8 protein-coding genes and 3 pseudogenes are annotated in these 9,717 nt (G+C 66.8%); 6 read left to right on the top strand and 5 right to left on the bottom strand.

Annotated elements, in window-relative coordinates; all coding sequences use genetic code 11:
* Positions 1-272 precede the first annotated feature (272 nt).
* The 4 genes and pseudogenes from ACFYY2_RS33820 to ACFYY2_RS33805 all read right to left on the bottom strand — a co-directional run bounded on the left by ACFYY2_RS33820 (position 273) and on the right by ACFYY2_RS33805 (position 2,656).
* A pseudogene (locus ACFYY2_RS33820) lies at positions 273-953 on the bottom strand (Tn3 family transposase).
* A gap of 11 nt (positions 954-964) precedes the next feature.
* Positions 965-1,150 (bottom strand): annotated as a pseudogene (locus tag ACFYY2_RS33815) (transposase); the annotation flags it as partial.
* Between the two features lie 55 nt (positions 1,151-1,205).
* Positions 1,206-2,060: a hypothetical protein gene (locus tag ACFYY2_RS33810; protein ID WP_388750305.1), complete on the bottom strand. Its 855-nt coding sequence runs from the start codon at positions 2,058-2,060 to the stop codon at positions 1,206-1,208.
* A 332-nt stretch (positions 2,061-2,392) separates the two neighbouring features.
* Positions 2,393-2,656 (bottom strand): hypothetical protein, encoded by a 264-nt coding sequence (locus ACFYY2_RS33805; protein ID WP_388750302.1) that lies wholly within the window; start codon positions 2,654-2,656, stop codon positions 2,393-2,395.
* 218 nt (positions 2,657-2,874) lie between these two features.
* Here ACFYY2_RS33805 and ACFYY2_RS33800 point away from each other — a divergent pair, with 218 nt between their 5' ends.
* From ACFYY2_RS33800 to ACFYY2_RS33775, 6 genes are all read left to right on the top strand, one after another.
* Positions 2,875-3,042: a hypothetical protein gene (locus ACFYY2_RS33800; RefSeq protein ID WP_388750301.1), complete on the top strand. Its 168-nt coding sequence runs from the start codon at positions 2,875-2,877 to the stop codon at positions 3,040-3,042.
* Positions 3,043-3,156: 114 nt separating this feature from the next.
* Complete coding sequence (locus ACFYY2_RS33795; protein WP_388749464.1) at positions 3,157-3,648, top strand: DUF2975 domain-containing protein; 492 nt, start codon at positions 3,157-3,159, stop codon at positions 3,646-3,648.
* Positions 3,648-3,899, top strand: a complete 252-nt coding sequence (locus ACFYY2_RS33790) for a helix-turn-helix domain-containing protein (protein ID WP_388750299.1) — start codon at positions 3,648-3,650, stop codon at positions 3,897-3,899. Before ACFYY2_RS33795 ends, ACFYY2_RS33790 begins: the two co-directional genes overlap by 1 nt.
* Positions 3,900-3,985: 86 nt before the next feature.
* A complete protein-coding gene (locus tag ACFYY2_RS33785; RefSeq protein ID WP_388750297.1) occupies positions 3,986-4,216 on the top strand; it encodes a hypothetical protein in 231 nt (76 codons plus the stop codon).
* A gap of 991 nt (positions 4,217-5,207) precedes the next feature.
* Complete coding sequence (locus ACFYY2_RS33780; protein WP_388750295.1) at positions 5,208-7,520, top strand: molybdopterin-dependent oxidoreductase; 2,313 nt, start codon at positions 5,208-5,210, stop codon at positions 7,518-7,520.
* A gap of 200 nt (positions 7,521-7,720) precedes the next feature.
* The gene (locus ACFYY2_RS33775; RefSeq protein WP_388750292.1) at positions 7,721-8,866 is read left to right on the top strand and encodes an SMI1/KNR4 family protein; all 1,146 of its coding nucleotides are present in this window, start codon (positions 7,721-7,723) and stop codon (positions 8,864-8,866) included.
* 73 nt (positions 8,867-8,939) lie between these two features.
* Here ACFYY2_RS33775 and ACFYY2_RS33770 read toward each other — a convergent pair.
* Positions 8,940-9,683: pseudogene (locus tag ACFYY2_RS33770) on the bottom strand (transposase family protein).
* Positions 9,684-9,717: the final 34 nt, after the last annotated feature.

The raw sequence follows: 9,717 nt of genomic DNA, 5'->3' as shown, positions 1-9,717 counted from the left end.
CGGGCATGGACTCGAACAGGGCCACAGCATCGGCCCTGAACTCGTCCGAGTAGTCCTTCATCGCCATCGGCGGTCTTCTCGCTTCCTCCGGATCAGGCAGATCCAGTATCAGCGTGTCCACCACTCAGGGGGAGGCCCCGGCTCCACCGCTACAACACCCGACGCCGACACTCCCGCGTCGGACAACGATCACCGATCGCCTAAGAAAACACCTTCCACCACACACCAACTACGCTGGCACAAGCCGCATAACCCGTGTTCAGGATTCGGCGTCAAGGACTCTCCTGGCGCATCTCGACGTCGGCCAGGTAGTCGCAGACGAACGAGGTCCGCATCCCCCGGCCCAGCTCCTCAATCGCCTGGTAGGTCGGTGCTTGAGGCCGTTCTTGGTGAAGCGCCGTAGCACCTGCTCGCCCTCGGCGGTGCCCAGCCGCAGCGCGGTGGTGTACTTCACGATCTGGTCGTACTGCTGGGCTATCAGGTCCCAGTCGATCGTGCGGGTGGACAGCACCGGCGCCAGGGTCGGGCAGTTTGCGTTCTCCCCGGCGGCAGGCCGGTACAGCTTCGCCGACCCGATGTTCTTCAGCCGCGGCATCAGCTTGAAGTCGAGCATGTGCGCGAACGCGAACCCCACGATGGATACGCCGTGGGTGTCGGGTACTGCCGGTCGACCTCCATGTCGGTGCAGTGCCGCAACACGCCCTCGATCATCGTTGCGAGCTCGGAGGCTGAGCAGGACTTGAGCTGGGAGTAGATGCACACCGACTTCCGCTCGACGTGCCAGTAAATCATCACCCCCGGCCCCCGGTAGCGGTTGTGCCACTCCGTCATCAGGTTCGAGACCAGGAGCCGAACTTCCGGCTGTCGGAGGCGCACGCTGTACCGGTGCCCCACCAGAGCTCGTCGCGACCGGCGAAGGTGGCGTTGACCAGTTTCACCAGCGCGGCGCGCATGCCAGTCCGGTTCACGAACAGATGCCGTACCCGCCGCAGCGTTGCATCATCTGGCGGGCAATGCGCTTGGTCTTGGCGTTGACGCCCTCGGTCGGGCCGTTGCTGTACGGGAGTGTGAACGCGCCGATCACAGCGTCGCGGTCTCGCTTGAGACCGCGGGTGAACGAGTGCGGATACGGCACATCGGACGCGCGGACGTAGCCCGCCCGGCACGATCCACAGCTGCCCAGCTGGAGTTCCGTGAGCTGCGCGTCAGACCCAGTCGAGGGCGGCCGGCTCCTGTAGGAAGCTCACGAATACCGAGTTGTCGTCGTCCGGGCAGGCAGGGTCGTGGAGCACCTGAACCGTGCCACCCTGGACGATTACGGACGCGTCGTTGTATTTGCGCGTCACCCAGCGGCGTGTGCCGGCGGCATCGACGTAGGTGACGGTGGCGGTGGCGCCCGCGACGTGACGCCCACCGGAGTCGTCGCTGGAGTGGTGGATTCGCAGCTCGCTGATGGTCCCGGTGGTCCGAAGCCCCTTGATCAGCAGACGGTCCCGGGTGGCGGCGCTCGCAGCGGCGCGGCGCTGAACTTGGACGGCCGACCACACCAGCCGCAGCGAGAGCACGACCAGGAGGCCGGGCAGCCAGAGATCGGCGTGGTAGAGGGTCCACCGCCCCCAACCCCAGGGGTCCGGCGGTTCGTGGTCCGTCACCACCCAGCCGACGCGGTCCGCTGCCACCCAGCCGCGTGACGCGACGGCGACGCCCAGGCTAAAACCGGCGACGCCGATCGCCAGGGCCCATCCGCCGGCACCCCGTGTGGCCCGGTAGCCGTCGAGTTGGCGGGCGCCCGCCGGCAGCCCCACGCCCGCCAGGAGAGTTCCCGTGACCACCCCGGCGATGACGAGTGGGACCGAGATACCGGAAACGTGGGTGCCGGATGGTGCGTTGAGGAAGATCGCGCGCAGCGCGTCGAACCACAGGGAGACGAGGAGGCCGAGAACGAAGGCGCCCGCGGTACCGAGGACGAGCCAGATCACACCCATACCCAGGGCCACCGGATTGCCCACCCGGCCATCGCGCAGTCGGCGCCGACGTATTGACGGGTCCTCGGTCTCCATGAAGCCTCCAGTGGTGTGGTGTAGGTAGGCACGGCCGCCGGGCGAACATGGTACTGAACTGATCGGGTGATTCGGGGCGTGCGACAGGCTTACCGCAGCGGAGGCCGGCAAGGGCCCGGCCCACGAGCGGAGCTTCACCGCTACCGGCCGAGCACCTGACCTGCCAGCCGCCCGACCGGTCAACCTCTCTTGGCGATCGGTCAAGATCGGCTGTAAGAGGACATTGAGGCCAGCCGTCGTGGTGCTCGGCAATCCCTCGAGCTAGGCCGATGACCCGGCAAGAAAGCCTGGCCAGGCCTCATCCGGCGAGTCTGCGGACGAAGAGCGCGCGCCTACTGCGAGTAGAACGCCTTGATGCTGACGGCTGGCCCGCCGGCGCTGCGTGCTACCGCGGCCTTCGCAGCGCCCGTCACCTTGACCGTCTCGGTGCCGCTGGCCGGCACGACGGACAGGCCACCGACCGGGGTCACCTCCACAGCCTGCTGGGTCTCGCCGCTCTTCGGCTGATCCCACACGATGTAGACGACCTGCACGGTTACAGGGAACTCCTCGTCGTTGGTCAGCTTGACCCCCGTGAAGCGTTCGAACCTGCTCACGTCACGTCCGTGGTCGTCCACTGCCTGAGTCGGTACTGCGGAGCTCCCCTGCCCGGAGGGGAGGCGGGTCATGTCCTCGCTTACGACGGTGACGCGAACATCCTCGACGTCTTCCCGGCCCTTGCCCGAGAACCTCAGGACGTCATAGAACAGCCCTTGCGGGACCACGAGAGCGCTTCGGCGTTTACCTGCGGCGGAACCGGACCTCACCCCGCCCGGTGACCACGCAGCCGCCGTCGCCCCGCAACGTCGCCGGCTGGATCCTTCGGCGGCTTACCGCGCTATCGGAGGCCGAGCAGCTCCAGCTCAAGGCCGTCCTGGCCCGCTGCCCCGAACTCGACGCCCTGACCCGGCACGTCCGCCCCTGTGGGACAGATGTTGCCTGATCGGCGCTAGCTAGTCGTATGTGACCCTGACGCCGCCCGCCATGCACACCCCTCAGGCCACTCTCCTATCGTTAGGCGATGAGTTACTATCGAATATCGATAGAAGGAGATGTTGTGGGGAAGCTGACCGTGCTCGCACTGCGCGCAGTGATCGTGGTGTTGCTCACCGGTTCCGTGTTCGTACAGGCGGTACTGGTGCCGCTGCTCGCCCATGACCTGGACAAGGATGTTGCGGACCTGCCTCGTATTCCGATCTTGCTCATCGTCGTGCTGGGCATTCTGTGCGCCGAGGTTGTCCTCGCCTGCGTGTGGCAGCTCGTGACGAAGGTTCGTCGCGGGACGGTGTTCTCCACCTCCGCCTTTCGGCAGGTGGACATCGTGACCGGCGCCTTCGCGGCAGCTGCGCTCCTGTTGTGGGCGCTCGGTGTCGTCCTGGCTCCGGGGGAGGCCGTCGCACCAGGCGTCGTCCTCCTGATCGGCGGTGCCGGCCTTGCCGTACTCGGAGTCGCACTCGTGGTCCTCGTGCTGCGCACCCTCCTTGCCCAGGCCGTCGCGCGCGACGCAGAAGCGGCTCAGATGCAGGCCGAGTTGAACGAGGTGATCTGATGCCGATTGCTGTCGACATCGACGTGATGCTGGCCAGACGGAAGATGTCCGTGGGTGAGCTCGCCGAACGTGTCGGGATCACCCCAGCCAACCTGGCGGTTCTCAAGAACGGGCGTGCCAAGGCAGTGCGCTTCTCGACGCTCGCCGCACTCTGCGAAGTTCTCGACTGCCAGCCGGGGGACCTGCTGCGCTGGCAAGCAGCCGACGAGCCCGATGAGCTGCCAACTCAGGACGCTCCGGTCTCGACCTGACGGACGGAAGTCGTCCGAGATTGCGCGTCTCGGGCGGCTGGTCGTCGTTGAAGGGGATATGACCGCGAAAACGCAGCGTGTACCCGATGACTTCGCTGATGACGTTCTTGCCGCTGTCCCGGCATGCCTGTGTGGATCAAGAGCTGTTACGGGTTGCGGTCCTTGACGCGCTTGAGGGGCATCCGGTGGGAGAGTGGACGGTCAGGTTCGCCGACGTGATCATCAACAACCGTGATGAGCCTTTCGCGAAGCGCTTCTTCGACCGGTCGGTGGCCCGCGGGGTGAGGGAAGCGTTCGGGGAGAGCGGTTGCTGCTGAGCCGTCCGCAGGAGCGCCGAAGAGCCGGGGGCACCGCAGCCGTGCTTTCCCGCGGCGCGTCCTGTCGCCGGCCCCCTGACTGTCGCGCCTCCACGCGGAGTGAGGGCAGGCACGGCACCCTTCGGGGCAGGCTTCCGCCCAACCACCGAGATGCCCGCACCCTACCGGTGCGGGCATCTCAACCTTTCAGCCGCCGTGATCCCGCCGCTGACCGGCGGCGCGAGGCGTACGCGGACGACCAGGACAGCCCTGACACTCTGATCGCCGTGATCGCGGCGTCCAACCGGCCAAGGCCGACATGGACCCGGTCCGATGGCCGCCCTCGGATGCCCCGTATCGCTGCGTCTACGCCGCAACCTGGGTCGGCACGAAGCTGCGGTGGAGGCTTGCCGCGGATGGGGACGAGCGTGGGGCGCTCCTCGGCCTTGCCGATGACTGCCCCACCACCCTCGTCAGTTACGAAACCGGCTCCCTCGTCCGGGCGCACAGCAGTCCGGCCCATGCTGCTGGGCGGGGCACGTACATGCGAGGCGAGAATCGTCTCCTGCACCCCCGCCCGGCCGCCCAGCGATTGCGCAGGGCCCGCCTCTCGTCCAAGGCGAAGGCGTGGTCCGGGAGGTCCCGCAGGATTGCGGGGCTGTTCTCGGTCCGATGTCAGATTTCCCAGTGCCTGCGGGCCTCGACGGTGACCGTGCCAGTTCCACGTCGGCTTCGGCAGTCCAACCGTCCCTCGGCTGCCCTGGAGCCTGGTAGTTGAGGACCTTGACGCTGGCGTCAGACGACGGTCAGGCTGCGGTCGACGGAGGCGCTCTGGGCTTCGGTTGAGTGGCGGCGGTGGGAGTCGTGCGCACCCGTCAGGGTTGGGCAGCATCCGCCAGGGGGAGCCTGTGTCCTGCGGACCGCTGACTGCTGACTGCTGCGGAACCCCTGTGCTATTGCGGCCGTTGTTCTTCGAGAGCCGGAGAAACTTCAGGGATGGAGTTGATGCACTGTGGAACGACGCATGCCGGTGGCGACGCACTGGGGCAGCTTTGTAGCTGTGGTCGATTCGGGCCGGCTGGTGCGCATTGAGCCTCGGGGTGATGATCCCGCGCCATCGCCGATAGGCCCGGGCATGGTTACGGCTGCTGAGGACGGTGCGCGTGTGCTGCGTCCCGCGGTGCGCAAGGGGTGGCTCGATGGCTTGCCGCGCGCCGATGAAACGGCCAGAGGTTCGGACGCCTTTGTAGAAGTCAGCTGGGACGAGGCGCTCACACTGGTGAGCGATGAATTGCGCCGAGTACGCGCACAGCACGGGGACAGGGCGGTGTTCGGCGGCTCATACGGCTGGGCCAGTGCGGGCGCGTTCCACAATGCGCAGGCTCAACTCCAGCGGTTCCTGGCGTTGGGCGGGGGTTACACCGACTCGCGCAACACGTACAGCACCGCCGCTCTTGAGGTCATCCTTCCGCATGTGATTGGCGGGGCTCCGTGGAGCTACCAGTCCCGGATGCCGATGTGGGACGAGATCGCCGAGAACTGCGAGCTCGTGGTGGCGTTCGGGGGGCTGGCTCTGAAGAACAGCCAGATAAACCCTGGCGGGCTGGCCCGGCACCAGACCCGGGACCTGCAGCGGAAGTGCCGTGAGGCCGGGGTGCGGTTCGTGAATGTCAGCCCGATCCGGAGTGACACCGCCGACTTCCTTGACGCCGAGTGGCTGCCGGTCATCCCCAACACCGACACCGCCTTGATGCTCGGGATCGCGCACACGATGCTGGTCAACGACTGGCACGACGAAGACTTCCTCACCCGCTGCTGCGAGGGGTTCGACCGCTTCGCCTCCTACCTGACCGGCGACGTAGACGGCGTCCTCAAGGACGCCGACTGGGCTGCGAGGATCACGGGCATCAGCCGCGACACGATCGTGGATCTCGCCCGCCGCCTGTCCACACAGCGTTCCCTCATCATGGTCAACTACGCCATTCAGCGGGCGGACCACGGTGAGCAGCCGATCTGGATGTCGGTTGTGCTGGCGGCCATGACGGGTTCGCTGGGCCGCCCCGGCTGCGGCTGGGGCGCGGGCTACGCAACGATGGACGCGACCGGTGTCGCCCCGGGCCGTCCGTCCGTGGCGTCGATGCCGAGGGTGGCGAACCCTGTTGCGGACTTCATTCCGGTCGCCCGGATAGCCGACACCCTCCTGGAACCGGGCGCGACCATCGACTACGACGGTCAGCGCCTGAGCCTGCCAGACCTGCGCCTGATCTACTGGTGTGGGGGGAACCCCTTCCATCACCACCAGGACCTCCATCGCCTCACCCGAGCTTGGCAGCGTCCGGACACGGTGGTGGTCCATGAGGCCTGGTGGAATACCACGGCGAAGTTCGCTGACATCGTGCTTCCCGTCGCGACCAGCCTGGAGCGTGACGACTTCGCCGCGGGGTTCTCCGACCCTCACCTCGTCGCGATGCCGAAGGTCCGCGAGCCGGCCGGCGAGGCACGCACCGACCACCAGATCTTCGCCGCTCTGGCTGCCCGACTCGGCTATGAGCGCGCGTTCACCCAGACGCGTTCAGAGATCGAATGGGTCCGGCACCTCTACGACCGGACACAGGCGAACCTCGGCCATGACGCGGCCCTGCCAGACTTCGATGACTTCTGGCAACGCGCCTCCGGTGTCGAACTGCCGGCACTCAGCGGGCCGTTTCCCGGCAGCTTTGAGGCACTGCGCTCCGATCCGCAGCGTTTCCCCCTGACGACGCCGTCGGGCCGGATCGAGATCTTCTCCGAGAAGATCGACTCCTTCGGCTACGACGACTGCACCGGTCACCCGACGTGGTTCGAACCCGTGGAGTGGCTTCGCGCCGACTTGGCGGACCGCTTTCCACTGCACCTGATCTCGAACCAGCCTGCCTCTCGCCTGCACAGCCAGTACGACAACGGCGGCCACAGCCTCAAATCGAAGATCCACGGCCGCGAGCCCGTAACGATCAACCCGCAGGATGCGGCATCACGCGGTATCGGAAACGACATGATCGTGCGCGTCTTCAACGGCCGAGGTAGCTGCCTAGCCGGCGCGATCCTGTCGGACGCCGTAATGCCGGGCGTCATCCAGTTGTCCACCGGAGCGTGGTGGGACCCGGCCCAACCGGGCCAGAGCGGAACCCTGGACCGCCACGGCAACCCGAACACCCTGACCGGGGACCGCGGGTGCTCGCGTCTGTCCCAGGGACCCAGTGCGCACAGCGCACTCGTCGACGTCGAGGTCTACGACGGGCCGGTCGAGAAGGTACTTGCCTTCACGCCACCACACCTCGAACACTGAGCCTCTTCGAGTTGGCCACCGATCGAGTGATTGCGACTGAGCGCTTCAGCGTCGAGTGGGCGGCTGCAGCGTCCGGTGCCAGCAACTTGGTGAGCCGGGACAAGGGTCACTCGAAGCTTGGCGGCCTCAACGCCACCCGGCGGCAGGGCCGGTGAGCGACGATCGAGCTGTTGTCAGCCGCTGGTTCTAAGGTCGGCCCTATGACATCAGACCTGATCAAGGACTCATGGACTCGAATCGACGCGTGGCTGAGCGAGCACGCGCCCCGCACATTCGCCACGCTTCGGCCGCCCGCAGGAGACGAGGAGATCGCCGCAGCGCAAGAGGAACTGGGGGTCACCTTTCCTCCGGACCTGGTCGATTCACTCCACCGGCACAACGGGGCGCTGGAGGGACCTGAGGCTTTCCGCTTCAGCACGGGCGACCGGCTGCTCGGAGTGAGCGGAATCCTCCAGGACACCGGATTCATGCGCGGCATCGACCAGGGCTTCGACGGGGAGACCGAGGACTACTGGCTTCACGATTACGTGAAGTTCGGTTCCTACGAGGTGACTTCGGACGGTCTTCTGATGGATTGCCGTACCGGGCGGGACTCCTTCGGCGCGATCGGACGGTTCTTCGACGAGACCGGCACCGGTTTCGGGCAGGCCGACTCGTTGGGTGAGTATCTGGCCGACCTGGCCAGCACGCTTGAGCGCGGCCGGGACGCCGGTGTCGTCACCTTCAACGGCCGGCTGTTCTGGGAGGGGCGTCCGCATGCCAGGCCGCAATACGGTGCAGACGAGCCCTTTCCCACACCGTACGAGCAGCTGCCAGAGCTGGACCTCTCCTACAATCCCACCGACCTCCTCCACGTGAGCCACCTGGACGGGCATGAGGAACTCGGTGCGCTGATCGCAATCCTGCCGTACGAGCAGGTGGTCGACGCCGCGCGGAGGCAGCTGCGCAGACTGGCGGTCGAAACGGGCCTGGCCAACTACCCGGAGGTCAAGACAGCCCTGGACGCGTGGGAGCGCGGTGTGGCCCCGCCACAGCCGGACCAGACCGGCCCGCTCGCCTTGCGACTCCGCGAGGCGCTCGCACAGGCCGACGCCGGCCGAGACCACACGCGCAGGTGGGCTGTGGAGAAGATCGCCCTCGGGATCTGGGGGTCCCCGTACAGGTCCGTGTGCGAGAGCGCGGAGACCCGGAGCCACTTCACTCTCGACTGGCGTGCGGACCTGCACGCAGACCTGGGCAATCAGCCCCTGCCACCGATACCTGACGACCGATTCTGGGGGGCGCTGCGCAACCCCGCCATCGACTCCAGTTGGTACGCGGCCCAGTACAGCCAAGATCAGGACTGACCCCAGGAGTTCCGGTTCCGCGTGAGCGCTTCATGTGGCGGTTATCGCCAGACGAAGCGCTCACCAAGGATCTTCAGCGCTGTCGTTCCAGCGTGAGGGTGGCCTTGACGATTGGCGTCATGCGGTTGGGGCTGCATCGGGCCCCACGGAAGATCCGCCAGGACTTCAGGCTCGCGACCCCGCGTTCAACGGGCGCTCGTGCTGCGGCCAGCGCCCGGTTGAGGGTCTTCTCGGTGGGAGTGAGTTCCTGGAGTGGCTTCCGTCTGATGCCGGTCGTCAGCTACGGGCCGGCGCCTCGGTAGGCGAGATCGGCCAGGATGGGAGCGCCTTGACGCTCGCAGATCCGGATGATCCGGTGGGTGCGGGCGGTGGTCAGGTCATGTGTGCGGCCCGGCAGGGCGGGCGAGAGCCATAGCAGCCGGCCGTAGGGGTCGGTGACGACCTGCACGTTCACTCTGTGGCGCCGGTGGGAGTAGTCGGCCCGGCCGTCGCCAACCCGGTCGCACTCGGCGAGGGTGCCGTCGAGCAGGATGAAGTCGGGATCGTTCTCGCGCAGCGTCTTGAGCAGACCCGGTGCTTGTTCGGCGAGCAAGTCGACGACCGCGCGAGTGTAGGCGTGGGCGGTGGACTCGCAGATCCCGAACCCGGCGGCGATCTTCGCCAGAGTGGTGTGCTCTCGCAGGTACACCAGTGTCACCATCGCCCACTGAGACGGACGGAGCTTGCAGCGCCGGTCGCCCTCACGAGTGACCACCAGCACGGAGACCCACTCCACGAGCGTATGCGACAGGTCAAGCACGGCGGGATGGATAACCAACGAGGCCCTTGAGCAACCTGATTGAGACGTCAGA

Source organism: Streptomyces sp. NPDC001822 (assembly GCF_042892135.1).
Lineage (GTDB): Bacteria > Actinomycetota > Actinomycetes > Streptomycetales > Streptomycetaceae > Streptomyces.
The sequence above is the reverse complement of the archived record's forward strand: the minus strand, read 5'-3'. Positions and strand labels throughout refer to the sequence as shown.